General features: G+C 42.8%; 24 protein-coding genes. 5 read left to right on the forward strand and 19 right to left on the reverse strand.

Translation table 11 applies throughout. The features are described from left to right. The first annotated feature begins 43 nt into the window (after nt 1-43). Nucleotides 44-1,528: an MFS transporter gene (locus AC4PM4_RS05225; protein WP_491613082.1), complete on the forward strand. Its 1,485-nt coding sequence runs from the start codon at nt 44-46 to the stop codon at nt 1,526-1,528. A 548-nt stretch (nt 1,529-2,076) separates the two neighbouring features. On the opposite strand, the gene AC4PM4_RS05230 is transcribed toward AC4PM4_RS05225, so the two are convergent. From AC4PM4_RS05230 to AC4PM4_RS05240, 3 genes are all read right to left on the reverse strand, one after another. Continuing rightward, a complete protein-coding gene (locus AC4PM4_RS05230; protein WP_491612918.1) occupies nt 2,077-3,048 on the reverse strand; it encodes an aldo/keto reductase in 972 nt (323 codons plus the stop codon). A gap of 65 nt (nt 3,049-3,113) precedes the next feature. Further along, nucleotides 3,114-3,245: a hypothetical protein gene (locus AC4PM4_RS05235; protein WP_256336254.1), complete on the reverse strand. Its 132-nt coding sequence runs from the start codon at nt 3,243-3,245 to the stop codon at nt 3,114-3,116. Next, nucleotides 3,233-3,553 (reverse strand): SDR family NAD(P)-dependent oxidoreductase, encoded by a 321-nt coding sequence (locus tag AC4PM4_RS05240; protein ID WP_491613084.1) that lies wholly within the window; start codon nt 3,551-3,553, stop codon nt 3,233-3,235. Before AC4PM4_RS05240 ends, AC4PM4_RS05235 begins: the two co-directional genes overlap by 13 nt. A gap of 213 nt (nt 3,554-3,766) precedes the next feature. On the opposite strand from AC4PM4_RS05240, the gene AC4PM4_RS05245 reads away from it, so the two are divergent. Continuing rightward, the gene (locus AC4PM4_RS05245) at nt 3,767-4,237 is read left to right on the forward strand and encodes a MarR family winged helix-turn-helix transcriptional regulator (RefSeq protein WP_063563732.1); all 471 of its coding nucleotides are present in this window, start codon (nt 3,767-3,769) and stop codon (nt 4,235-4,237) included. Between the two features lie 244 nt (nt 4,238-4,481). On the opposite strand, the gene AC4PM4_RS05250 is transcribed toward AC4PM4_RS05245, so the two are convergent. The 4 genes from AC4PM4_RS05250 to AC4PM4_RS05265 form a co-directional block, all read right to left on the reverse strand. Then, nucleotides 4,482-4,778, reverse strand: coding sequence for an immunity 53 family protein (locus tag AC4PM4_RS05250; protein ID WP_063563731.1), 297 nt, complete (start codon nt 4,776-4,778; stop codon nt 4,482-4,484). Nucleotides 4,779-4,811: 33 nt separating this feature from the next. Continuing rightward, nucleotides 4,812-5,897, reverse strand: coding sequence for a protein kinase (locus AC4PM4_RS05255; protein ID WP_491612920.1), 1,086 nt, complete (start codon nt 5,895-5,897; stop codon nt 4,812-4,814). A gap of 73 nt (nt 5,898-5,970) precedes the next feature. Next, entirely contained in the window at nt 5,971-6,351 is a 381-nt protein-coding gene (locus tag AC4PM4_RS05260) for a hypothetical protein (RefSeq protein ID WP_063563729.1), read from the reverse strand. Between the two features lie 433 nt (nt 6,352-6,784). Further along, nucleotides 6,785-7,819, reverse strand: a complete 1,035-nt coding sequence (locus tag AC4PM4_RS05265; RefSeq protein WP_491612921.1) for a glycosyl hydrolase family 18 protein — start codon at nt 7,817-7,819, stop codon at nt 6,785-6,787. A 352-nt stretch (nt 7,820-8,171) separates the two neighbouring features. Here AC4PM4_RS05265 and AC4PM4_RS05270 point away from each other — a divergent pair, with 352 nt between their 5' ends. Next, entirely contained in the window at nt 8,172-9,209 is a 1,038-nt protein-coding gene (locus AC4PM4_RS05270) for a hypothetical protein (protein WP_491612922.1), read from the forward strand. A gap of 139 nt (nt 9,210-9,348) precedes the next feature. On the opposite strand, the gene AC4PM4_RS05275 is transcribed toward AC4PM4_RS05270, so the two are convergent. The 10 genes from AC4PM4_RS05275 to AC4PM4_RS05320 all read right to left on the reverse strand — a co-directional run bounded on the left by AC4PM4_RS05275 (nt 9,349) and on the right by AC4PM4_RS05320 (nt 19,606). Further along, nucleotides 9,349-10,656, reverse strand: coding sequence for a 6-phospho-beta-glucosidase (locus AC4PM4_RS05275; RefSeq protein WP_491612923.1), 1,308 nt, complete (start codon nt 10,654-10,656; stop codon nt 9,349-9,351). Beyond that, the gene (locus AC4PM4_RS05280; protein WP_491612924.1) at nt 10,641-11,633 is read right to left on the reverse strand and encodes an N-acetylglucosamine kinase; all 993 of its coding nucleotides are present in this window, start codon (nt 11,631-11,633) and stop codon (nt 10,641-10,643) included. The genes AC4PM4_RS05275 and AC4PM4_RS05280 overlap by 16 nt, the downstream gene beginning before the upstream one ends. 113 nt (nt 11,634-11,746) lie before the next feature. Continuing rightward, nucleotides 11,747-13,390, reverse strand: a complete 1,644-nt coding sequence (locus tag AC4PM4_RS05285; RefSeq protein ID WP_491612925.1) for an extracellular solute-binding protein — start codon at nt 13,388-13,390, stop codon at nt 11,747-11,749. A 72-nt stretch (nt 13,391-13,462) separates the two neighbouring features. Beyond that, nucleotides 13,463-14,356 carry a carbohydrate ABC transporter permease gene (locus tag AC4PM4_RS05290; protein WP_072733089.1) on the reverse strand — a complete coding sequence of 298 codons (894 nt, stop codon included), beginning with the start codon at nt 14,354-14,356 and terminating at the stop codon, nt 13,463-13,465. A 22-nt stretch (nt 14,357-14,378) separates the two neighbouring features. Further along, nucleotides 14,379-15,332 carry an ABC transporter permease gene (locus AC4PM4_RS05295; protein WP_063563721.1) on the reverse strand — a complete coding sequence of 318 codons (954 nt, stop codon included), beginning with the start codon at nt 15,330-15,332 and terminating at the stop codon, nt 14,379-14,381. A 133-nt stretch (nt 15,333-15,465) separates the two neighbouring features. After that, nucleotides 15,466-16,296, reverse strand: coding sequence for an AraC family transcriptional regulator (locus AC4PM4_RS05300; RefSeq protein ID WP_256336256.1), 831 nt, complete (start codon nt 16,294-16,296; stop codon nt 15,466-15,468). A gap of 326 nt (nt 16,297-16,622) precedes the next feature. After that, nucleotides 16,623-17,381 carry a beta-glucanase gene (bglS, locus tag AC4PM4_RS05305; protein ID WP_491612927.1) on the reverse strand — a complete coding sequence of 253 codons (759 nt, stop codon included), beginning with the start codon at nt 17,379-17,381 and terminating at the stop codon, nt 16,623-16,625. Nucleotides 17,382-17,921: 540 nt separating this feature from the next. After that, complete coding sequence (locus AC4PM4_RS05310; protein ID WP_063563962.1) at nt 17,922-18,812, reverse strand: GNAT family N-acetyltransferase; 891 nt, start codon at nt 18,810-18,812, stop codon at nt 17,922-17,924. A gap of 207 nt (nt 18,813-19,019) precedes the next feature. Then, a complete protein-coding gene (locus AC4PM4_RS05315; protein WP_063563718.1) occupies nt 19,020-19,355 on the reverse strand; it encodes a hypothetical protein in 336 nt (111 codons plus the stop codon). A gap of 149 nt (nt 19,356-19,504) precedes the next feature. After that, nucleotides 19,505-19,606, reverse strand: a complete 102-nt coding sequence (locus AC4PM4_RS05320; protein ID WP_161490553.1) for a hypothetical protein — start codon at nt 19,604-19,606, stop codon at nt 19,505-19,507. Nucleotides 19,607-19,614: 8 nt separating this feature from the next. Between AC4PM4_RS05320 and AC4PM4_RS05325 the strand changes: the two genes are divergently transcribed. Next, nucleotides 19,615-19,908 carry a carboxylesterase family protein gene (locus AC4PM4_RS05325; RefSeq protein WP_063563717.1) on the forward strand — a complete coding sequence of 98 codons (294 nt, stop codon included), beginning with the start codon at nt 19,615-19,617 and terminating at the stop codon, nt 19,906-19,908. 223 nt (nt 19,909-20,131) lie between these two features. Here AC4PM4_RS05325 and AC4PM4_RS05330 read toward each other — a convergent pair whose 3' ends face one another. Further along, nucleotides 20,132-20,695: a class I SAM-dependent methyltransferase gene (locus AC4PM4_RS05330; RefSeq protein WP_491612928.1), complete on the reverse strand. Its 564-nt coding sequence runs from the start codon at nt 20,693-20,695 to the stop codon at nt 20,132-20,134. A 600-nt stretch (nt 20,696-21,295) separates the two neighbouring features. Between AC4PM4_RS05330 and AC4PM4_RS05335 the strand changes: the two genes are divergently transcribed. Continuing rightward, a complete protein-coding gene (locus AC4PM4_RS05335) occupies nt 21,296-21,781 on the forward strand; it encodes a hypothetical protein (RefSeq protein WP_063563715.1) in 486 nt (161 codons plus the stop codon). A gap of 274 nt (nt 21,782-22,055) precedes the next feature. Here AC4PM4_RS05335 and AC4PM4_RS05340 read toward each other — a convergent pair whose 3' ends face one another. Then, nucleotides 22,056-22,928, reverse strand: a complete 873-nt coding sequence (locus AC4PM4_RS05340; RefSeq protein ID WP_063563714.1) for an AraC family transcriptional regulator — start codon at nt 22,926-22,928, stop codon at nt 22,056-22,058. Nucleotides 22,929-23,167: the final 239 nt, after the last annotated feature.

A 23,167-nucleotide genomic window follows, 5' to 3' on the forward strand; every position in this document is an offset into this window, starting at 1 on the left:
ATGCAACTAATTGTTTTTGACGATAGTAAGGAGTGATTATTTAGTGAAACTGAAACTGGAAGACGAGAATCGTTTCATTACTTATCAAGATGACCCAGTTATCCAGAAAAGGCGTTGGATCATCCTGATAGTCCTGAATTTATTTACATTTATGTCGACGCTCGACGGCAGCATCGTCAATATTGCTCTGCCCGTTATCGCGAAGCGGATGGATCTGACAGTCGCTGAAGCGGAATGGATAGTCACAGCTTACCTGATGACCATTTGTGCAGCGATCCTCTTTTTCGGTAAGCTTGGAGACATTGTTGGTAAAATTAAAGTGTTCAAATGGGGTATGATTATTTTCACGCTTGGTTCCCTTCTGTGTGGGTTCAGCTTCAGCCTGCCGCTTCTCCTGGGTTCACGACTACTCCAAGCCCTGGGCGCAGCGATGACGATGGCCAACAGCCAGGGCATCATTACAGACATCTTCCCAACAACAGAACGTGGAAAAGCATTGGGATTGATCGGGACATTTGTCTCCCTTGGCAGTATAGCTGGACCGAGCCTGGGCGGTTTTATCGTATCCGGACTGGGTTGGGAGTATATATTTTTGGTGAATATTCCGGTTGGGCTGATCGCGATTGCGATTGGGTGGAAGGTACTTCCTGCTGATCGCACCAAACTGAAGGTCCGTATTGATAAGGCCGGGGGTTTGCTATTCCCTCTATTTATCATAGCTTTGTTTTCAGGTCTACTGCTCGGGCAGCAGGTCGGTTATGGAGATATGCGGATCGTCGCTGCATTAATCATCTCCGCCATTGTTTTTGTTATTTTCCTTTTCGTTGAGATTCGTAAACCAGAACCCATGCTAAAGCTTACCCTGTTTAAAAATCCGCTGTTCAGCTTAAGCATTTTATGCGGCTTTCTGGTATTTGTGGCCAACTTTTGTTTTAACATCATCGCACCGTTCTATACGCAAAGTATTTTGAATCTTACACCCTCCCATGCTGGGCTCCTGCTAATGCTGTTTCCGATTGTCATGGTGATCGTAGCTCCACTCAGTGGCGCACTATCGGACAAAATTGGTTCCGAGCTGCTCACTTTTGCAGGACTCATTGTGATGGTTATCGCTCAAGTCGGACTTGCACGACTTCATAGCGGCAGCTCTATCATTCTGGTTGGGAGTTGGATTGGTATGCTCGGTCTCGGCAGCGGTTTGTTTCAATCACCGAACAACTCGTTGGTAATGTCGAAAGTGCCCAAAACCCAGCTCGGAATTGCAGGGAGCATTAACTCGCTCGTCCGCAATATGGGCATGGTCGTGGGAATTACGGTTGCTACTACTACCCTATTTGGTGTTATGAGCAACTTGGCTGGTCGTAGGGTTACAGGACTTGTGCCGGGCCGCCCCGATCTTTTTCTATCGGGCATGCACGTGGTTTTCATGACCTCCGCTTCAATATGCTTAGTAGCTGCAGTACTTACGGGTTGGAGGCTGTGGTCGGCAAAACGGACTTTACGCCGCGAACATTTACGGTCTCGATAATAATATACTGGAACTGTAAATCAACTGAGGTGCTGTTCTAGTCAAAAAAATAAATTATGTGAAAAGTAAAAATGTTAATTAGTAAAATTATTTATGTACTCTTTTTTTTCGGGCATAAATTAGATTGATACCCAATCATAAATAAAGGCACTCAGTAATTGCGTGCCTTCTATGCCCGAGAGGTACAACCCTTTTCACTTCTTATCCTCCGCAAAATGGAAAAACCCTCTCTAATACAGCTGAACTCGTGTTAATTGTTAACCGTATTTTTTGCGCTAACGATCATTCAATCCATGTTCAATAGATTAGAGGTTATTCCAGAAAGTTCCCCGCCATTTTGCCTATAAGGTATGCCTGAAACCAGGTTTACCGTTTTTTTAATCGGCTCCCAAATGTCTTCAACTGCTTGTCACATCGAAAAAGCGAATAAACTCTTCAAGGATCGCATCCAAGAAGAGTTTATTACAAAAGTTTTAGCTTATAGAATCGATGTTGTTGGTGAGGATATCGATACAGAACGGTATCATAATAAAGGATATGTGTCCAATTTATACTAATGCATGTGGTATATAAAGTTCTTCTAAACGGGTAATTTCTTCAGACGTTAATTTAACCGATAACGCTGAAACCGCATCTTCAAGATGGCTGATTTTGGTCGAACCGATTATTGGTGCTGTGACCTCTTCCTTTTGCAGCAACCATGCAAGAGCAACTTGTGCGCGCGGAATCCTTCGGTTAGCGGCAACTTCTGCTACTCTTTCAGCAACTTTGCGATCAGCTTCTTCCGTTTTAATAAACAACGCTTTTGCTATTTGGTCGTTCTCGGATCGCGAGGTCTGCTCATTCCAGTCCCGGGTTAACCGGCCTGCCGCCAAAGGCAGGTAAGGAGTGATGCCAACGCCCTCATCTTTGCAAAGGGGGAGCATTTCTCGTTCTTCTTCCCGATAAAGCAAGTTGAGTCTATTTTCCATGGAAACAAAACGTGTCCAGCCATTGCGCTCCGCGACATGCTGCGCTTTCGCAAATTGCCATGCCAACATGGAGGATGCTCCGATATATCTAACCTTTCCCGCCTTAACTAAATCGTGAAGAGCCTCCATTGTCTCCTCGATTGGTGTATTAGGATCCCACCGATGGATCTGGTACAAATCGACGTAGTCCGTTCCAAGCCTTTTTAGACTGTTATCAATTTCGGTCATGATGGCTTTACGGGAAAGTCCCATTGCATTCGGACCTTTGCGCATCGGAACAAATACCTTTGTAGCAATGACGGTTTCATCACGACGGGCGAAATCCTTTAATGCACGTCCAAGAAATTCTTCACTTGTTCCATCCGAATACATATTAGCAGTACTAAAAAAATTAATGCCCATTTCGACTGCTTCTTTAATGATCGCTCTGCTGTCCTCTTCATCCAATGACCATGGGGTATTGCCGCGTTCAGGTACGCCGAAGCTCATGGTTCCAAGACTTAACTTCGAAACATCCAAACCGCTTTGTCCCAGTTTCACATATTCCATTTAATAACACACTCCTTATATTTGTAGGCGTTACGCCTTATATTATCTGTAGATCTTCTGTTGAGTCACAAAATTGTTAAGATCCGTTGGGATGAAGTCAACCAACTCGAGCCGCTTGACACGTTAACAATACGTTCCGCTGCTGCTTCAATCAGAAGTGGCAGGATTGCTTGCGTGACAGCAATTACATCGAACACATTCGTTTCGAAAACTGTGCGTATCTCGTCGAGAGACGCGATGCTTGGGGAGCGGTCCTTCCAACTTCCTCCAGTGGCCTACCTGGCAGACCTGCGGATGATATACCCGCGTTGTTAACAAGCACGTCAAGAGAGCCGAGTTCGCTGCGAATACGTGCTGAAGCAGCTGAGATGAAATCCTGATTCGTGACGTCGAGCTGTAGAGCACGAGCATCTTCACCGATACTTTTCTCTGCTGCCTCCCCTTTTTCGAGATTGCGCGAGCCGAAGAGTACCGCAAAGCCTTGTGACGCGAGAACTTTCGCTATTTAAAGCCCGATTCCTTTGTTTGCCCCAGTGACCAAGGCGACAGGTTTATGCATTTTTCACTCCTTCCTTTACATCCTTTGCAGAACTTTATAATTTTCATAGGTTGACATATCAACCTAAAGACAAATTCAATTCCCTTGGTTGATATGTCAACTAACAAAACAAACTGTACCATCTTGTGGTTGACGTGTCAACCATGGTATTATATTGGCATGGATATTAATGAACTAAACGACGACGAAATGCGACTATGGAATACATGGAAAGGCTCCTTTAAACGAGTCTTTGGCCACGTTGTAAAAGAAATGTCTGAATATACAGGACTATCAGAAGGTGATTTTGGAGTATTAGATCGTTTAGTCCAATTTGGGGATGGAAAACTTCGCCAACAGGAATTAGCTGACTCGATGGACTGGGATAAGAGCCGACTATCTCATCATCTAACGCGTATGGAAAAACGAGGTCTAGTTCTGAGGAAACCACTGGACACAGATCGCGGTGTGCAAGTCATTATTACTCCCGTCGGAAAGTCAGCCTTGGATGAAGCCCTTCCCATAGTCTCAAAGGCAATACGCAAGTATTTTCTAGATCTATTAACTGATCAAGATATTAAGTCAATAACTGAACTGGCGGAACGAACCAAAAAAATTGACAGATCGCCTAGTAACGACTCTTCATCTTGATCGCTGTTTTGGATGGCATGCACAACATATAAGTACTGCAATTGACAAGTAACGGGCCTCTCTCGCTAAAAATAGCGGAGGGGTCAGTTTAATTTTTCCAGTTGAAGTCGTATAGGTGTAATGCAGTCGAAACTTTATTAAATAATCATCAAATCAGTAATGTTATTGTTTTTTTATTTGGCACTAGTGTCCTAAAACAAGATTAGGGCAGCGCGATAGAACACATCGATAACTTCCGTAATTATCATCTTTCTATGCTTGAAGCCCAATTTTTAAAGTGAATCAGTATCTCTTCTAGATTCGTTGCTCCGCCTGCACCATGAAATACTCCATCCCTCACAATACAGTAGAACCAATCTTCATCAGTTCTCTCTTCTTCTATCGAATCAAATGGCGTATCCTCTAAATAAGTTTCCGCCAAATTGATTTCAATAGACCAACCGGGATTATCCACTGTATCAATTTTCACACCATATGAATGTTCCCAATCTCCATTACAGTTTTCATAATACCAGTTCTGAAGCCATTTTAATGTATTCATCATCTCTACCTCTTCTTTGGAATTCCGTCTGGTCTAGTTAGTCTTACTACTACAGATCCGTTCAATCTCCTCAACTGGAAAAATCGTAGTTCTGCTCATCGAAACGAGATTAGTGTAGAAATCATTCATCACTACGGCTATTGGAGCGTACCGCATGATAATCTTTGCTGCTGAATCCATCATCTCTGGCAACTCGTCGCGCTCAGTACAACGGCGTATGTAGTCTATACGTTCAGTTCGGTTTACCGTGCCAACTAATGCCGTTACAAGCCAGTTCACTAACGTTGTTACCACATAACACCCATCATGAGTCTTGTTCACTTCAAGAAAATTCAATTCAGAATCGGACAGTTCAAACCGAGAAGACGTCGCAAGACCAAAGTCCGAAATATAAACACGGTTTCCGTCGGTTAAAACATTCTTAAAGTGGAGATCGAAATGATGTAACTTGTTTGCATTCATAAAGGAGACAGCGGATCGCAGATTCAAATCCACCATGGACAGTGCTGAAGCGGCTTTACTCTCACCAATAGCAATCTGTTCGGAAAGCCAGTCGTGCAGGTTGTAGGGAATGTACTCACAGAACAGTACAACACTGTACTCGGATTGTTCAAGTTCCTCAATACGGTCACCCATTTTTGAAGTATCCCAAAACTCAACCATACGGGAAACATCGCTCAGTTCATCAGAGATTGGAGTTCGTCGTTCTGGACTTTTTAACACCCGCCAGTGGTACATTAACGGAAAACTCGCACAGTGATTTGCCAGCACCCAGTTGGTGGTCATGGTATGGGCTGCAACCTCGCGCCACACACTAAAACCTGGAGAACCTATGCCATACTGGCAATATGGAGGAAGTTTGAAAACGTTTTTCGTGGACATGGCATTTTCAGTGAGCCTTTCTTTTTCCGTAAGTGGTATTATTTTCACGAAGATGGGCGTTTCCTCAATCTGCATCAAAACCGTTGCACCACCAATGCCAGTATCAAGACCCGTAGCATCTTCTACTCGTTCTCGAAGCTGTTCATCACTGAGCAATGTTACGGCAGTGGACACGATAGCATAGCGGGTAAGGCGAGTTTCATGAGACACATAAGACTCCTTCTGTGATGATGTCATAGGGGGTATTCTCCTTTTTTCCCAGATCGGATGGCGTGAAGTATGTACATTTTGTACATTGACATAAAGTTCCCTAACTTTCTCTGATCATAGCATATTTAACGACGTTCCATTGCCCTTGCTGGTAAGCAAGTATCATGTCTAAAGAGATTGATCCCTCGTTTGAACGATACTTACTAACCTCAATAGTCATCTCATCTGGGTTGATCGATTGCTTCTGCTTTTCAATGGTTAGAAGAATGCCTTTAAGCATCGTTTTCCCCTGCTCATATAACTTTTGCTCTATTAATTGTTCATAGTTGTAGTTATAAATCTTGATGTTATATTCTTTTTGTAAGTATTCTTCAATAACTTGTTTATCAGAACTTTTCAAAATAACTCCCTCTTCCCAAACCAGAGAAATGTACTCCATATCGGCATTAAGAGCTGTATCATTTGAAATCACTTCATCCAACGCTACGCGATAAGGTCCAGTAAGATCCTCCTGTGAACCTGAACTAGTCAAACTGCTGGAGCAAGCTGATGTTAGAATAATCAGTATAATGTTGAGAATAAAATATAAATATTTTACTTTTATTATAATCCTCCCCTTTAAAGTACTTACTTAAATGAACGCAATACAACTATATTATGTTGCCAAACAATGGAACAATGTTCTTTTCCCTCGACTTTCCCCTCTGAACACAGTCTGTTAAACGTGTATAAAACATCGTTGTTAGCCTTATGAATACCACAACATACGTTGGTTTAATTCACTTTAATTGTTTTAAATACTGCTCCATTAATTGATTTATAAAAAAAAATAGATTTTGATGCTTGCGAATAGGCAAGAATCAAAATCTATTCATCTATTAGCTTAGATGATCCATACCAACTCATCTTATACTTTACTCTATCAATCCAGCTGATATGGCTTCCCAGAACCCTGAATCTTCTGTTCCCATAGACCAGATGGAGATACCCGCGAGATTATACTTTATTGTTAAATGAGTTTTTTCCTGGATACTTGCTGCATTTTCGTACCAAACCACATGTTTTGAACCATCATCTGCCTGATAGCGGAGAGATATTGAAGACGAAGACTCATCCCATTCTGGTTTAGCGCCTGTTGAAGCAATCAAAGCAGGGATTTCTTTTAGAGCTATAATATCTCCATTCTTCTTCGTTTCATTCCAATTATATCCATAAGCTGGCACTCCAATAATTACTTTTTGAAGAGGAATTTCAGATATAGTGTACTGAATGGCAGCCTCCATCCAATCTTTACCTGCTACTGGTCCAGAAGGTCCCCATGGACCATTCTGGTCATAAGTCATAACTTGAATATAATCAGCATGCTTGCCTAATTCCTTGTAATCGAAGGCACCTGACCAGCTATTAGTAGGATCATTTTCAAACTCAGCTGGAACCGATACCATTGTGAGATATCCCTTAGGTCGTAACGTTTGAGAAATCTCTCCAATAAAACTACTGAAAGCTTTACGATCCTTAGCCTCAATATTCTCAAAGTCGATATTAATACCTTTATATTGATTCGTTTTAACTAGGTTAAGAATACTCTTGATAGCCTCTTTCCTTACTTTCGAATCGCCTACAATTTTGTGAGCTAGTGCCGCATTGAAGTAATCTCCTTGCCAATTGGAAACCGCTGCAAACGTTTCGATATTTTTCTTATTAGCAAAAGAAATAGCTTCCTTGGGGGCAGAACCAACAATTTTACCCTTCGAGTCGAATGTAAATGAATCTGTGGAAACTTGAGTGAGGTGAGAATAATTAGTAATAAGAGAGTCATAAGCATTTTCATCTTGAGCATAGTATCCCAAAACTATTTTGGAGTTGGAACCCGCTGAAACATAACTCGACGATAAAAGAAAACTACTTAATATTGTGCTGATTATGGAGAGATATAAAAGTTTTTTCATTACAATACACACACCTCGTATTTAGTTATTTATTAATTTATCAGTATTTATGAATTGATTAATCTCTGGCATGACGTCATACCCAATTTCCCTAACGAACGTTCGTTAAGCCACTGTAGCATAGCGTTTTTTTGAATACAATATATATAGATATAATCTCATATTATTAGTAATTCACTAAGACATTAGGATAGACAAATATAAGTGCCTCCCCATTCCTTGCCATTTTGCACTCAAGAAACTAACACTATTTATTTTAAAATTGTAATGAAATTTACTTTATTTTCTCTTTTGCAACAATTTGATATGTTGCTCCGTTAGAGGTGCTGAATACATCCTAGGAGGAAAACATATGAACACTCGTAACAAAAAAATAGCCTTAACTTTAGCCGCAACGATTATAGTTGGAGGAGCTTTGTCATTTACTAACTTTAACAGTTCCGATGCGGCAGAACTTAATTCAACTAAGGAAATCCACATTCTTCCTATGAAGATTTCAGAGCAACTGAACAATAAACTAAAAAATGTTAAGCTCTCATATCAAATTCCGAGTATCGTTATTTTCAACAAACATCTCAGTGATAAAGAATATAAGGATTTAGAGAAGAAGATTGGTAAGTTCCACATCAAAAATACGTATAGCAAAGTTCTTGAAGGATTCTCTGCAAATCTCACAAAAAGACAAATTGAGCTGTTAAATAATGTCTCATTCGTGTCTTTAATTGATTTAGATTCAAAAATTTCATTGGGTAAAGAAATTACCATAACATCAGATTTTGTTAAGAATAGCGACCAATGGTCCGCCGGATTCGCAGATTACCCCAAAAAGGATCGTTCAATCTATAAACTGAATTATTCGTTTAATTCACTACCGAAAGAAATCAATATGAATCAAAGGGGGCTGTACCTGAGTGGTGTTAATCGTAGTGATGATTTATTCATGTTCGTGAAGAAAAAAATAGATAAGACATCTAAATTAAAGCCAAATCAGACCTATCTTGTAACCTTTGATTTTGATATTGCGACTAACGCAGCGAAGGATAGTATGGGTGCTGGTGGTTCTCCAGGAGAGAGTGTGTATGTAAAAGCTGGAGTAACTAAGCAAGAACCCAAATCGATTCTAAATAAGGATTATTTCTATCAAATGAATATCGATAAGGGCCAGCAGTCTCAAGAAGGCAAAGATGCTTTTGTGCTCGGAAATTTATCGAAGAGTACATCTACAGATCAAACATATGAAGTAAAAACGTTCAATAATAAAAACCGACCTTTTCTCGTGAAAACGGATGCGAAGGGAGAATTGTGGATTATCCTTGGCACGGATTCAGCATTTGAAAGCGAAACCAGTATTTATATCACAAGAACTAAAATAACCCTCAAAGAAATTTAGATTTTGAGTAAGGAGCTGTGCTAATGACAGCTCCTTTTATCTTTTTACACTCGCAAACGAAAAGTCTCTTTCTTCTTTTCTTCACTCCGGTTTTCAGTGTTGAGATCGTCCAAACATGATCTCTTTTTATTTAGAATCCTTACCTCCCATGGAAGAACTGCGGCAAATATTTACGGTTCTGCTCCAGCATTTCATTCAGCATCTCTTCTGATATACACACGGAATCGGTTAGCGGATGAGAGCTAAGGGCGAGCAGTGCCTTCTCCCTGCTTCCCGAGACCGCCGCTTCGATGGCCAGACTCTCATAGGTCTTCACCGCTTGAATCAGGCCAACTGCGGCATCCGGTATTCGTGTAATAGGTACCGGAACAGCTCCTTTCTTCGTTACCAGGCAATTCACTTCGATACTGACATCCTGTGGCAAAAAGTCCAGGGTATCGCCGTTCATGACGTTTAGCGTTAGAACCTCTCCGCTATCCGTATGAATCGCCTTCATCAGGTTGACAGCCGCCTCGGAATAATAGGCACCTCCACGCTGCTCCAGCTGCTTCGGTTTCTCCACTAGCTCTGGCCGCTTGTAAATCTCAAATAGTTCATCCTCAAGGCGCTTGACCATCTCAGCTCTCGTCTCGCCTATGGCTGCGGCAGCCTGCTGCTCCGCCAATATCTCACGGTGAAGGTAATAATATTTCAGATAATAGGACGGAATAGCGCCAATCGCCCGAATCAGCTTAGCGTTCCAAGCAAGCTGTGGCACGTTACTGGCCGAGTAACTCCCCCCTGTGTCCAACAACTCCTCCAACTTTGACTCTCCATCAATCTCGATCCGGCTGATCCAGTGCAGATGATTTAACCCGACAAACTCGCAATAGATGCGTTCCTCAGGCACCTGGTAAAGCGCAGACAGCCACTTGTAGGCGGCGATCGGGGAATTGCATAAACCAATGGAGCGGATGCTGGAATGCTTCATGATGGCTTCCGTTACCATTCCGGACGGATTCGTGAAATTAAGTAGCCAGGCGTCAGGACATAATAACTCCATATCCTTGCATATATCCAAGAGTACAGGTATGGTACGAAGAGCCTTCATCATTCCGCCGGCTCCGGTCGTCTCCTGCCCGAGCATTCCATATTTCAACGGGATCGTTTCGTCCCATTTTCTAGCCTCCAGCAACCCTACCCGCATCTGTGTAGATACATAATGGGCATCCCTAAGTCCTTCCTTGCGGTCCAAAGTTAAAGTAATATTAATCGGCAGTCCGCTTCGTTCAACCATTCGCTTCGCCAGCCCGCCAACAATGGTGAGTTTATGAAGGCCTTCCGGAATATCCACTAGCACGATATGCTTAACCGGAAAGCTCTCATAATGACGGATGAAACCTTCGATCAGCTCAGGGGTATAGGAAGAGCCTCCCCCAATAACAGCAACCTTTAATCCAGGGCACATTTCACATTCCTCTCCTTTACGGCAAGTCCTTGGTGCAATTGTTCATATACAGTGGAATCTGATTTCACTCCGCTCTCATCCATTGCGAGCAGGATGGCACCCGCTGCTGGCTCAAGGTCCAAGATACGTAACCGGCATTTCGGTGCTGCTGTAGTAACCTGAGACTCGATATGCCGAACCACATAATCTCCTTCTCCACGAGTTAGCACGCTGCCGGCCAATACAACATCAAAGGAATCATTGCCCATACCTAGTTTATGAATAACTGCACTGGCGACTTTCCCCAGCTCCAAACCTTGCCTTTCCAATATTTTTCTTGCGACTTCATCCCTAGGCGCAGCCTGAAACAGCAGTTTCGCCAGCGTATGTGGTGCCCTTCTTCCATCGTCCAAAAATCGGTGGTACATCTCTTCCACGGTCTCGAAGGTAAGCGCATTCAACGTAAGCGAAGTCAATGTAGTAGGCTGCTCCCTACCTTCCCATGAACGAATGACTGTCCGAAACACCTCGACGGCCAGATCACCGCCTCCGCCGAAATCGCCGAATTCATAACCGAATCCTCCGATCTGAACCTCCTCGCCTGCAACGTTAACACCATATCCATTCGTCCCGCTTCCGCATATAAGGACAACCCCATCCGTCTGCCTTGTGCCGGCTCTCATGGCAATGACAGTATCGCATACGATACGATGTTTCTTTAAACCCATTGCACCTATTATTGGACGTAAGATGCGGAAATCCGCCTCACGATCGGCTCCCGCAAGCCCGAATGTAGAGTAAGTGATATTCTCTTTGTTAAGCCCCGCCTGTGCATAAGCCTCATCAACGGCCTGGGTTATACTACTCTCTGCAATGGCAGCACCAAGCTGATGATTGCCACAGCCGCTGATTCCCCTGCCTAATATTCGTCCCGTTTCGTCCGCCACGACGGCCAATGTCTTACTACCTCCACCATCTACTCCCAAGTAATAGTTCAAGTATGATCTCTCCTATGTTTCTCGGCTAATGAAGCCGCCAGCCAAGACTCTCGGGCGAAAGCTAAAGCTTCCCGCAAAAGTCTTAACGAAAGGGCTGCTTCCAACCATAATGTTTATTTCGCAGCTGCCATTTTCGCCTTATTCTCCTGCCATCTCGCTGTTTTGTACTTCAACAACTTGTCATAACCGGATTTTTGCGCATCCGCCTCAGCCTTATCCAGAAGCGAAAGCACTTCCTGATCCGAGGTCGTGGAGCTTATCGCTTTAGCTCTAACTTGCTCATAGATCTCAAACACCCGCTGCGCAATAATGCCTTCTTCCGAATCGCTTGCAGGATCCAGATTGGCGAACTCCGTTGTGTTCATCTGCGTCTTCCACGTAATCTCCGATTGCCAATACGTTTCAAAGTTTCGCTTCTCTGGTGGAAGTTTAGACTCGAATTTCATCTTAGAATTGTCCACATAGACCGTGTTACCGTTCCACTGAAAGTTGACGGTTGCGTTCATCAACTCATCACGACCTTTAGCATCGCTTGTGAATTTGTCGGTGAACAACGGCATATCCTCCTCGTCCGTTCCATCCCAATATAATCCTTCTGGCCCCCACATAATCGTACGTTGGCCATCAGGACCTGTGAACCAATCCAAGAAGGCGAAGATGGCCTCTGGATCTTTGGCCGATTTCGTAATGACGCTGACATTCCAGCCTAGCTGTTTATAATCACCCGGGAAAATCTTGTTGCGATCCAACTCCGCTTTGTGTACAGGCCATACCATGATGTAACCAGCATCCGGGTCTTGCGCTTTAAGCAGATTGTTGCCCTTGGAGCCAAACTCGGTGGGACTGGACGCCACATAAATGGCTACTTTGCCGTTGATAACCTTCTGCTCGACCTGCTCCAGCTTCTGTGTGAAGGCATCCTGAGTGACAAGTTTTTCACGGTACAGACGGCTCATATACTGCAGCAGCTCACTATAGACAGGATCCGTGAACAGCGATACGAGTTGATCCCCTTGTGGAACGGCGATCATACTGTTGAATGTATGTGGGCGATTTTCTGCAAACGCAGATACCATGATGTCCACTCCTGCAGCAGTTTGACCAACCTCCAGCGGAACAACATCTGGATACTTTGACTTCACTTGCTTCAAATAGACGTACAGATCCTCTGGTGTTTCCAGGCTCGGCGAGCCGAGTTCCTCGTAAATCTTCTTATTGACGAGATATCCTGCGTTGCCGTTTGGCTGCGTGGTATACCAGTTAGGGAACTGATATAGCTTACCGTCAGGTGAGCGAAGCAATTCGAGCGTAGACTCCCCAGCCCACTTTTTCAGATTGGGGTATTTATTCAGATAATCATCGAACGGGACCAACATCCCCTCAGAACGGAGCTTTTCGACATCCGCTCCACGATCCATCCATATAACATCCGGCAGTTCACCGGCCACAATCATGGTACTGAGCTTGTTCTTGGCGACGCCACCGGAGCTGATCGGCACTACGTCGATCTTTTTATTCTCTTTGATCCACTTCGTCGAAGCATCTTTACCCCAATCCGGCATTGTGTACCAGTCATAATGGCCGTAGAATGAGAATTCCAGCGGTTTCTCTCCCAGTACAAAGGTATCCCCCGAGACTGGGTAATTCTTCTCTTGGCTTGCAGTATTACCTCCTGAACCCGAACATCCCATTAAAGCCATGACAATGATAAGTGTGACTGACAAGCCAGAGAGAAGGTTCTTTTCCCCTTTTTTCATTATGAGTGCTCCCTTCGCGATTCATCTATGGTCAAAGCGGACGCTTAAAGCCTTGTCCGGGATTTGCTTGAATTACTCCTTCAAAGAACCGATTAATACACCCTTCACAAAATATTTCTGTACGAATGGATAGACGCAGAGGATCGGAATGGTTGCCACCATCATCGTCGACATGGACAACGATTTGGTAGTTACGGTTTTCATCGCGCTCATCCGGCCCTGTGCAGCAGCATCCATGTTCTGCATCTGTTCCATCATGATATTGGCATTAAGTATCTGCTGAAGCTTAGTTTGAATGGGTAGAAGATCCGTGTTAGATATGTAGATACTTGGCGCAAACCAATCATTCCAGTGATACACTGCCGTAAACAGCGACAGCGTAGCAATGACCGGTCCCGATAAAGGAAGTACGATTCGGATGAATACCCCCCAGTTCGAGGAACCGTCGATACGGGCGGACTCCTCAAGCCCGGGCGGGATACCCTTAAAGAACGTCCGGAATATGATCATATTCCACACGCTGATAATGCCTGGTATGACCATAACCCAAAAAGAGTTCATCAGACCCAGCTCCCGAATGAGCAAGTAGTTGGGTATAAGTCCGCCGCTGAAGTACATCGTTATGATGCAAGTTACCATATAAAAGTTGCGACCCATCAATTCGCGTTTAGAAATGCCATAAGCTAATATGGCTGTTGCCACAATGGAGAGCAGTGTACCCAGCAACGTTCGGAGCACCGAGATGATGAAACCGTCAATCAGTCGCTCATCCTTAAACACCACATGATAATTTTCAAGTGTGAATTCACGCGGCCAGAATGTAATGCCGCCCTGCATCGTATCTGTCCCGGAGTTAAATGAAATGGCAGCAGCGTTCCAGAACGGATATAGCGCAATAAATGTAAACAAAGCCAATAAGAAGTAAATTATGCCAACAAACCATCGATCCCCATTCGACAGCCTCATGTGTATCTCTCCCCCTTCTCTCCTACCAAAGGCTGTTCCCCGATCGACGAGCCCAATAGTTGGCTCCGGACAATAACACAACGCTGATGATGGCCTTAAACAGCCCTGCCGCCGTTGCGTAGGAGTATCGGCTGTTCTGAATGCCAATTCGATATACATAGGTGTCCAGCACGTCGCTAACATCTCGCAAAACCGGATTGCCTCCCAGCAGCAATATGTCCTCAAACCCTGCATTTAGGAAATTACCGATAGCCAGAATCGAGAACACAACGATAATTGGCATAATGGATGGAATAGTGATGGAAAAAATCTGCTTCAGACGGCTCGCACCATCAATGGAAGCGGCTTCATACAGTTGGGGATTGATGCCCGCAATTGCCGCCAAATACACAATGGAGGAGAAACCAATCTCCTTCCACACATTCGTTACCGTCAAAATACTCCAAAAGTACTTTGGCTCCGACAGAAAGTTAATCGGCTCATCGATAAGACTCAGCTTCTGCAGCAGTATGTTTAGGCTGCCGTTGTCCGTAGACAAGATGGAGATCACAAAGCCCGATACGATGACCCACGACAAAAAGTGAGGCAAATAACTGATCGTTTGAACAATTCTTTTGAAAGAATGTTTCCCTACTTCATTGAGCATCACCGCGAGAAGGATGGGGGCAGGAAACCCGATGCACAGTTTAAGCATGCCAATGACGAGAGTATTCCGCATAATGGTCCAAAACTCCGGCGTCCCGAAAAACGCCTCAAAATGTTTGAAGCCTACCCAGGGACTGTTCAGAAACCCTTTGAATAAACTGTAGTCCTGAAACGCCATCAGCACTCCGTACATGGGAATGTAGCTGAAGACCAGGATAAACATCATGGCCGGAAGCACCATAAGTTGAATATCCCATTGCTTCAGAAAGCGGTGCAGGTGACTTTTCTTAACAAGCGGCTTCGTTTTGCTGCTCATCTCCACTTGCGGCATTGGCATCTCCCCTTTTTAATTTAGTGTTAGATTTATTAACATAATTATGAGATGCTTGCCACTTCATTGTATCTCCTGCACCAGTTCATTTCTCTGCTAAAACCAGTAAAATATAGCACTATATTACTGATTTCTAGGGATTTTGCTTTTGTGAAGTCTTTGGCGTCATGCCGATGTGCTTTTTAAACAGCCGATTAAAGTTGGTCAGCGTGCGGAAGCCACATTCCAGAGCAATATCCATTACCTTCATATGGCCTCCCTCCAGCATTGTGACAGCTTGCTCCAGTCGAATATGGATCAGGTACAGCATCGGAGGCATGCCGACCGCGCGTTTGAATATTTCGCTGAACCTTGAAGGACTGAGATAGACAAGAGAGGCCAGCTCCTCCAGCGTCCATGGATGGGCGAAGTTTTGTTCCATAACCATAATCACCTGACGTATTTTCTCATACTGTCTCTCACTGATGAGGTGTTGACTACCGCAAATCCCCTCTATTCGACACTCCCGATTTACTATAGTCAGAAACTGGAGTATAAGCGAATATACAACCGTAGCGTAGGAACGCTGCTCCCTCTCATGCTCCAATTGGAGTTCAAGAAGAAGTGACCGCAGTCTGTCCATGGCCGGATGATCACGGTGGATTAGATTCGTGTAATGTTTGTCTATGTCGCGGAACGGGCTGAATAGCTCCGGATCGAATCGGAGATTATGAATAAACCAGGTCGAATCGAACGTAATGACAGTCATGACAAGATCCTTCGTTTCGTAAGCGCAGTGAAGATCATTCGAATTGATGAGCAGCACATCTCCCTGCTGGAAATCAAATTTTTGACCGTTGATGATGTAGTAGCCCGTGCCGGATTTGATATAATTAATCTCCAGAACATTATGCCAATGAAGCTTTTGATAATGGATAGTCACACCAATCGTGTCGCCGATATAAACTGGATAATTCTTATTCATTTTTACCTTTTCCTTCGGAACCACTTCTTCCCTTATGATAGATGGCATTCATAACTCCCCCCACAACTTTTCTTGTAAGCGCTACCAAATACATATCTTGTAAAAAACTCTATCACCTATATTCCATTGTTGTAAATAAAAAAGCTATCCCAAGAGCCATTACTGACCCGGGACAGCTTTTTAAAAGTAAACTCTGTAGTGCCTTTCAGATACACCTTATCGCTGCTAATTCTTCAGGACTTCAACTTCTGCCATATCGTTCAGAGTTATATTCAGATTATTTCACCTTATTTGTAAGTTTCGTTATAAATTCCATCTTTCGAACGTCAGTTGGCCGGTTTAAATTTGATCCAATCAAAATAGGCCCGTACCGGCATACCTGGGTAATTGAATTTTCCTGTCCATATTTCAGCCGGTCCCGAGCCCGACCACAGATTAACCATAATATAGCCAGGACTGGTCGGAAGTGTTCCACGTGATCCAGTCTCCGTGTGTACCAGTTTACCGTCTACATACCACTTAATGGATGATGGCGACCATTCGAACGCATAATTATGAAAATCGAGCGAGGCATCAAACCCCAGATTGATGATCGTGCTATGCTGGCCTACGCCATTCGTAAAATAATTAGTTTCCATCTTCGTCGTGTCTTTGCCCAAAATTTCAATGTCGATTTCGTCATTGGATGTGCCTGTTCCTTGCCCGGAATACGTGAAGAGGCTTGTGACGAGACCGACTCCTGAAGCCGCTTTTAAACGTGCTTCAACCCGGCCATAGCCATACTTCACATGGGTCGAATATTCAGCGGAAGCATAATTTTTCCCCGAGCAACTTGCGGGACACCCAGTATTGTCAAGTCGCAGAGCCATAATTCCATTCACGAATTCCTGATTAACCGCCTTCCAGCCCACTCCGAAATCTGGACCATTAGCCCATCCATCTGAGGTATAGAACAAATTAGGATTCACGCCGTTTAAAGGTTCGTTAAAAGCAATGTCTGCCGCCGACGCTTGAATGGGCAACAGCATCGCGCATATCAGGCCACTTGCCATTAACACAGCCGACATTTTCTTTCTAAAATCCATTAACTTTTTCATAAACAACACCTCTTCCTTGGAATGTAATTAAGAAAACATAAGCACGAGAAGTTATGCACTTCTGGGATTCCGGAATGAATAATTCCATCCTGAATCAACTTCATACTACATGTAAAAATGTAGTAAATCTCAATCATTTCAATGATTAAACTGCACTATTTAACGGTTTTTCGCATCAGTCCATTAGTTAAAAGGCTACAAACAGCCTATAGTTCCTTCCTGTTACGGTCTTCTTCAGCCTTCTTATCTCTAATCTTAGGCAGCGACCTGCGATACTATTTTGCAAATATTCTCGGAAATCTGTGCATATTGGAGCACTATAGTGACGCTATTGCCAATGAACTGTCCTGTCGGTTAGTTAAACAAGAAGACAGCCGATCGTGATCGGCTGTCTTCTTGTTTTTTTGCTCTATCGTGTCCCGTTTGCTTAATGATGTGTGTTGCTTTATTTCTTGTATCATGTATTCAACGAATGCTAAAAAAATTTGTAAGTCAACATTACTATTATCTATCTGTTTCTCTTTTATCTTAGTTAAGATCCATATTTCGCATCATGAGCACTTGCTCAACATTCGTTGTGAAACCTAATTTTAACAATAGATCGTTCAGAGGTTGATTGGATTTACGCAGGTTAGATGTCCCTCGTCTGCAAACATAGTCTAACGGGGCGAACAGTTCACTGAGTGCAAGCTTATAAATCTCCTCTGCATCTTCCCGCCCTGGAAGGACCTCACATTGATAGAGCGAAATGGTTACCATTTTACCCTCATGATCAAATGTTCGCTTATACAACGCATAGCATACAGGCTCGCTATCTTGTCTAATGATTATAGATTCACCCTCCTTCATGCTAGGCCATTGTGTCTGCCAAGCGGATAAACCTCGATAGAAGTCTAGCGCATATACATCACGGGGCAATCCTTTGGTGATAGAAAAGGGATGCTCAACAGATCGCTTCAATAATTGGGGATCTATTGTACCCGTATGTTGTAAAATCATTAATCGATCCGTAATTTCATACCCCACATACTGATATAGCTTGATCGCACTCTCATTCTGCGTGAGCGCTTCAAGTAACGCAAGTTCCACGCCTTGTTCTCGGTACAACTCTAGATTTCTTAACATGAGCGCTCTGCCAATGCCCTGCCCTCTAAATGCAGGCGCAATACCTGTCCCACCGTTCCATGCCACTTTCTTTCCATCTACGTCACGAAATCCATTCATGACAAACCCTGCAGGTTCACCATCCACATAAATAGCGAGTGAATTCTCCAAGGAAAGTCCTTCGTTAACAACCCTGGTCATCAAAGCATCAATCGTCATGACCATCTGTATAAAATAGCCCTCGAATCCTAGATTCCAAATACGTACATTTTCCTCCATCGATAGCTCACTTAGTTTCCTAAACGTCATTGTCATAAGTACAAACCTCTCTTTTACTTCGTTTAATGTGATCATTTTCGTATTTTCGTCCAACCTATATGCATTCTACTTTAACCGCTCGATAATGAAAAGTAAGGGAGCCATGGTCGAGTCGAACAACTAGTTCAAATCTCCATCTCACGCCACCGGCTTCATCGCATTTTTATACCGTGTATTGGAACTATGTTCAATAAATATTAAAATCTATCCTAAATATTGAAGAATTAACTGGTACATTGCTATAGAAAGCCCTAAAATACTCGCTTTCATCTTAGAAGGATGATTTCTTTCGCTGCGAAACAAGTAAAAGAAAACCGCTATAAATCCTAAGGGAATCCATAACTGAAAGACACCTTCTGTTGTAGCACGAGAATAAATGGAAGTAATGAAAGTACTAATTAAAAAGTAAAAGAAAACCGTAAAACGTCTTGTTTCTAATTGCTTGCTCCACCTTATTAAAAAGAAAATAATAATTATTGCGATAATTGTAATGTGTAAAGGGGGTAGAAGAATAGCAGCGTCCCCAAACTTGAATTCCATTCTACATCGTCCTCCTCATCTTTAATACATCGCCAAATTTGATCAATATGCAAATCTTGATCAAATTCAAACTGCATATACAGCTATCTTAAGATAGATTAAGAATTAATTACAGGTTAAAGAAGGCCCCACTACATTTATTCCGAACTTCAAATTAATCTGTTGTAGTTGGACAATAGTTGATGCATGACTATTTCGGCCATATCTTCGGGGGATTCGCGTTGGTTATTCTTAATCCACTGGACCAGCACACCAATCGATGAACCAACATAATGAAAAAATAAGTGAAGACAGCTTATATTTAAATGTATGGTTAGGTGCTAAATCAGATCAGAAGAAGCTGCCTGTATTGGTGTACATCCATGGAGGGACATTTAAAAACGGATCAGGTTCCATGGACTTGTACAACGGCGAAAACATGGCAAAAAAGGGAGTTGTATTCGTAACGATTAATTACCGACTCGGTATTTTCGGCTTTACGTATTGGGTAAATTTCGCCAAGAGTAGCGACCCTAACGATGATATACTACCATTTTGGGCGCCATTGAATTAAGATCTTCATTTAAAGAATAAAAGACATTCGTAAAAGTTTCCGATTATGAGAGAAGAATCTACAATTACACCCTGTATGATCAATTCGATAAGCTTTCAACTCCTCTGTTATTTCCGGATACAACCAAGTTTCTTGTCTTGTCTCAGAATAAGAACTTAATATTATGTAGCAAAAAGGACGGCTTCGCCGTCCCTTATGGGAACTATAATTGAAAGCAGATTCACTAGTAACCCTTCTTCTGTGCAATAATGATATAGACGGGTTGGTTAGCAACTTGTGTTGCTGGATGAATCGTATCAATAACTGTAAAACCTGCCTTAACGATTTCTTCCTCCATCTCCTTCGATGAAACCCTTGGAGCATTAGTCATCTCCGTCTTCTCTAATTCAATGCACAAAAAGATCCCTTTGTCTTTTAAAACTCTGTGGATTTCATCCAACACCAATGAAAGAGGTTGAACCTCGTGTAACGAGATTGAAGCAACAGCTTTTTCGAATCTATCGTTCTCTAATGGCATTTCTTTAAAGTTTGCAGCGGTGGTCTCAATATTGGTTATCCCTTTTTCCTTAGCTTTTAGCTCTAGATACTGTAAAATATCAATATCGTAATCAAACGCAACTACCTTTTTCACATATTTAGCAAAAGAAAAGCTTATATAACCTGTACCAGCTCCAAGATCTAATAGTTCATCCTCTTTATTAAGCTGTATAAACTTAAATAACTCCTCTGCTGGGAACCTCTCAATATTCTCCAAGTGCTCAATTTTTCTTTGTAGTTTTGGATTCATTTTTATACTCCTTGTATAATCGTATTTGTAAAAATATTTTGTTTTTTTCCAGCTGACGTCGAGGTAGATCCCAGTCTTGCCTGTTGAACTAAGGGATCAACAAGTTCTGCTTAGGAGATTTTCTATAGGCTTTTTAGTTCATATATTATTCTAACCACCGAAATTACCTCTCTGAGCACATTAAAGATATTAATTATCCATAATAACTATAATGTATAAAATAAGATTTGTAAATAACAATGTTTAACACACCAACCCCCTAATTTCCTACACTTGACCTAACCCGATATTTCATAAAAATTGGCAGAATCCTCCATCTATCACCAACGATCCAAGCTGGCATGAAACATGGAGTAAGGTGCTTGCTATCGTTCTCCTCAGTCTTGTAAGTCTGTTGGGTACTCGACCATGAAGCCTAATAGCCCGTCGCCAGAAGCTCTGCTAAAGTTAATGAATCGCGATCTCCTCATTCAGAGAACAGGCCGTTTGCGTATGACAGTCTCTTGGCAGGCGAATTTTATTCAATTTTTATCCATAAAAGAAAAATATATGATATATTTGATAAGTCACTTAAAACATATCAGGAAAAGAGGATGTTCTATGAAAAAAGTCTTTTTATCATGTATTGCCATGCTCTTGTTTTTGATTTCATTTTCCCCTGTGACTTCCGCCGCCAGTGGGGATCGTCTGATTTATGACACGATGTATAACGTCGCCGGTGGGGGATTAGTGTCAAACAATATCAGGTTTTCGTTTCAATTTGATAATTATGGTGATGCGCAGATCTGGGACGTCAAGGCACGCAAGATGATATGGAACAGCAAAACCAAGGACACAAGAATACATAAACTCCAGATTAATTATTTCAGCGGGAAGTTGGTTATATCAGATCCGCAAAACACACCTTATTGGACGTCAGATAACCTAGCATGGTCTAAGACATATTATGGAGCAGACAATGTGCCAGCCAATCTTAGAGGTAATGTGCTGATCATGCAAAATGACGGCAATCTGGTACTGTACAACAATGAAAATCCGGCCTTGGGCTGGTATCCTGTCTGGGCTTCCGATACAGGTGGACATTAAACACCATAACAGTACCTTGCAAATGGATTCACGCACTCATCTGCAATCATTATGTAATGTAATCTGATTCTCATTAAACAGTTGTTGTACACCAAAAGATCTCTTCAATAATGAAGAGATCTTTTGGTGTTTCACATATAACCGACATTTGCAACTCAAAAATTCAATAATTCTCGCTTGCTCACTACATAGGAATACAAATTGAGGATGGGACTCTTCTTTATCCGCGATTTAAATCTATTGTGCCACCCCACACTTATGAAGATAAACAGCTTTATCTCTTCCGTATTGGTATCCATATCTCGCTTCTGTATTGCAAAGAAGTAACATCCTTATGCTCATTCCACAGGATTTCCGGTCCTTCGCTCAGCTCATAATCTGAAGAAGGAAACCACTCGGAATAGATTCTTCCCCAGATATCCTGAAGCGTACCGGGAAAAGGACCAACGACAGTAAACACTGCCCATGTCGAGGAAGGCACTTCCAGTTGTGCCAAACCCTCAGGAGCCTTTTGGGTCGTAGCTGCACCGATATAATAATCTAGTTCCCCCTTTTCCTCCATCCGTTCCTCACTAAAATGAGCCGAAGCACTAATTAGCCCAAGCGGCTGAACATTGGATATCCTCTTAATCGTCTCAATTAATTCCGGCGTAAGACGTTGATACATCGCAGCAATGTCCGGGTTTACCCCGTTGAACACGATCGGCACCCTTTTACTGATACCCACAACCCGAAAGGCCTCTTTGTCTTCAATACGGTAGTTCATTTCGCTTCCTCCTTGAATGGTCAATTGGAATGTCATTCGAGGGAAGGCCTTGAGTGATGGACCATGATTTTTCGCTTCCGAGGGCGTAACCCCATGCATGCTCTGAAAAGCTCTAGCGAAGGAATCCGGAGAAGTATATCCATATTTGAGGGCAACATCAATGACTTTACTGTCATTCCGGCTTAGTTCCAGAGCTGCCAGCGTCAAGCGCCGACGTCGGATATACTCTGACAAAGTAATGCCGCTTAGAAAGGAAAACATACGTGTAAAATGGTATTCCGAGCAGCAGGCGATTCGTGCTACCTCTTTCATATCCACAGAATCCGTTAGATTCTCCTCAATGTAGCTCAAGCCCTCATTCAATCGTGCTAGTGCATTCATGATCTTTCCCTCCCTCGTTGATCTAAGCATATCAGAGCCTTTCTTCTCGTATCCGACATTCCCTGCACCATTTTGCAGGCATTCCTTCTTTCATGATTTCCTGACCAGCCCCATTAAACGCCTCTCCGCTCTTGTCCAACACTGCTCAACGTCAAGTTGATGACCCATGGCAAACCTGTATTAATTTACGTCTACTTGTTATTAGATAATATATTAAATTACTAATGGTGTCTTTTTAA

The organism is Paenibacillus sp. MDV22-iso6, from assembly GCF_058408365.1.

Excerpts from the sequence above, each read along its gene's own strand:
- AC4PM4_RS05335 (WP_063563715.1), top strand. The coding sequence starts at position 21,296 with ATGAAAAAAGTCTTTTTATCATGTATTGCCATGCTCTTGTTTTTGATT.
- AC4PM4_RS05290 (WP_072733089.1), bottom strand. The coding sequence starts at position 14,356 with ATGAGGCTGTCGAATGGGGATCGATGGTTTGTTGGCATAATTTACTTC.
- AC4PM4_RS05310 (WP_063563962.1), bottom strand. The coding sequence starts at position 18,812 with ATGACAATGACGTTTAGGAAACTAAGTGAGCTATCGATGGAGGAAAAT.
- AC4PM4_RS05295 (WP_063563721.1), bottom strand. The coding sequence starts at position 15,332 with ATGCCGCAAGTGGAGATGAGCAGCAAAACGAAGCCGCTTGTTAAGAAA.
- AC4PM4_RS05340 (WP_063563714.1), bottom strand. The coding sequence starts at position 22,928 with ATGAATGCACTAGCACGATTGAATGAGGGCTTGAGCTACATTGAGGAG.
- AC4PM4_RS05230 (WP_491612918.1), bottom strand. The coding sequence starts at position 3,048 with ATGGAATATGTGAAACTGGGACAAAGCGGTTTGGATGTTTCGAAGTTA.
- AC4PM4_RS05285 (WP_491612925.1), bottom strand. The coding sequence starts at position 13,390 with ATGAAAAAAGGGGAAAAGAACCTTCTCTCTGGCTTGTCAGTCACACTT.
- bglS (WP_491612927.1), bottom strand. The coding sequence starts at position 17,381 with ATGGATTTTAGAAAGAAAATGTCGGCTGTGTTAATGGCAAGTGGCCTG.
- AC4PM4_RS05255 (WP_491612920.1), bottom strand. The coding sequence starts at position 5,897 with ATGACATCATCACAGAAGGAGTCTTATGTGTCTCATGAAACTCGCCTT.
- AC4PM4_RS05315 (WP_063563718.1), bottom strand. The coding sequence starts at position 19,355 with ATGGAATTCAAGTTTGGGGACGCTGCTATTCTTCTACCCCCTTTACAC.
- AC4PM4_RS05245 (WP_063563732.1), top strand. The coding sequence starts at position 3,767 with ATGGATATTAATGAACTAAACGACGACGAAATGCGACTATGGAATACA.
- AC4PM4_RS05270 (WP_491612922.1), top strand. The coding sequence starts at position 8,172 with ATGAACACTCGTAACAAAAAAATAGCCTTAACTTTAGCCGCAACGATT.
- AC4PM4_RS05275 (WP_491612923.1), bottom strand. The coding sequence starts at position 10,656 with ATGTGCCCTGGATTAAAGGTTGCTGTTATTGGGGGAGGCTCTTCCTAT.
- AC4PM4_RS05300 (WP_256336256.1), bottom strand. The coding sequence starts at position 16,296 with ATGAATAAGAATTATCCAGTTTATATCGGCGACACGATTGGTGTGACT.
- AC4PM4_RS05330 (WP_491612928.1), bottom strand. The coding sequence starts at position 20,695 with ATGAATCCAAAACTACAAAGAAAAATTGAGCACTTGGAGAATATTGAG.
- AC4PM4_RS05325 (WP_063563717.1), top strand. The coding sequence starts at position 19,615 with ATGAACCAACATAATGAAAAAATAAGTGAAGACAGCTTATATTTAAAT.
- AC4PM4_RS05265 (WP_491612921.1), bottom strand. The coding sequence starts at position 7,819 with ATGAAAAAACTTTTATATCTCTCCATAATCAGCACAATATTAAGTAGT.
- AC4PM4_RS05250 (WP_063563731.1), bottom strand. The coding sequence starts at position 4,778 with ATGAATACATTAAAATGGCTTCAGAACTGGTATTATGAAAACTGTAAT.